Source organism: Mycobacterium sp. (assembly GCF_049673265.1).
In the GTDB taxonomy this organism is placed as follows: Bacteria; Actinomycetota; Actinomycetes; order Mycobacteriales; family Mycobacteriaceae; genus Mycobacterium.
Window position 1 is genome coordinate 1 of the sequence record NZ_JBATXN010000648.1, and the last position, 1,633, is coordinate 1,633.

Sequence of the window (1,633 nt, forward strand, 5' to 3'; positions counted from 1 at the left end):
TATCAGCGTCGAGCTTTGCCGTGGCGGTGCTTGTCACGACGACCGCCGTCTCGGCCTGCACGCCGCGCCCGGAGGGTCCCGCACCGGCAGCCGAAAGGTTTTTCGCCGCGTTGTCCACGGGCGATACCGCGGCGGCCGCCGACCTCAGCGACGCTCCCAGCGACGCGCGCGAGGCGCTCAACGCGGCGTGGGCCGGGCTGCAAGCCACCCACTTGGACACCCAGGTTCTCGGCTCGAAATACACCGAGGACATCGGGACGGTGAGCTATCGCTACACCTGGCATCTGCCGAAGAACCGGACCTGGACTTATGACGGTCAGCTGAAAATGGCTCGCTACGAAGGTCATTGGCAGATCCGGTGGAGCACCACCGACCTGCATCCGCGCCTAGGCGAGCACCAGACCTTCGCGCTGCGGGCCGACCCGCCACGGCGTGCCGCGGTGAACGAAGTCGGCGGCACCGACGTGCTGGCTCCCGGCTACCTCTACCACTACACGCTGGACGCATCGCGGGCCGGGGGATATCTGATCACAACGGCCCGTGCGGTCGTCGATGCCTTACACCCGTTCGATGACACCCTCAACGACCCGCAGCGGCTGGCCGAGCAGGCCAGCTCGTCAGCCAAACCGCTGGATCTGATCACGCTGCGCACCGACGACAACAACAAAGTCGCCCCGGCGCTTGGCAATCAGCCCGGGGTGGTGATCACCCCGCAGGCCGAGCTGTTGCCGACCGACGACCACTTCGCCCCGGCGCTGATTAACCAGGTGAAGAAGGCCGTGATCGATCAACTCGACGGTCAAGCGGGCTGGCGGGTGGTCAGCGTCAACCAAAACAACGTCGACGTCGCGGTGCTGCACGAGGTGGAGCCCTCGCCGGCCCCGTCGATCTCGATCAGCCTTGACCGGGCTGTGCAGAACGCCGCCCAGCGTGCGGTGGATAACCAGAGCCGCCAGGCGATGATCGTGGTGATCAAACCGTCGACCGGGGAAATACTGGCCGTCGCGCAGAATCGCGCCGCCGATGCGGTCGGTCCCCTTGCCACCACCGGGCTTTACCCGCCGGGGTCGACCTTCAAGATGGTCACCGCCGGCGCCGCCCTCGAGCGCGACTTGGCAAGCCCCAACACGCTTTTGGCCTGCCCCGGAGAAATCGACATCGGGCATCGCACCATCCCCAACTACGGCGGGTTCGATCTGGGGGTGGTGCCGATGTCGCGGGCATTCGCGAGTTCGTGCAACACGACGTTCGCCGAATTGGCCAGCCGGATGCCGCCGCGCGGTTTGACGCAGGAGGCAAGCCAGTACGGCATCGGCCACGACTACCAGGTGGACGGCCTCAACACGGTCACCGGTTCGGTGCCGCCGACGGTCGATTTGGCCGAGCGCACCGAGGACGGCTTCGGTCAGGGCAAGGTGGTGACCTCCCCGTTCGGCATGGCGATGGTCGCGGCCACGGTGGCCGCCGGGAAGACGCCGGTACCCAAACTCATTGAGGGGCGATCGACGACGATCACCGGCAACACCACCCCGATCAGCGAGAAAGTGCTCGACGGTCTGCGCCCGATGATGCGGCTAGTGGTGACCAACGGCACCGGCAAGGACATCGCCGGCTGCGGGGCGGTGTTCGGAAA

Annotated in this window: 1 protein-coding gene; it reads left to right on the forward strand. The window is 66.7% G+C overall.

Going from position 1 to position 1,633, the window contains the following annotated elements:
• Nucleotides 1-20 precede the first annotated feature (20 nt).
• Nucleotides 21-1,633 (forward strand): penicillin-binding transpeptidase domain-containing protein (locus tag WBF82_RS22010; RefSeq protein WP_424385052.1); only part of this gene is annotated, 1,613 nt, incomplete at its 3' end.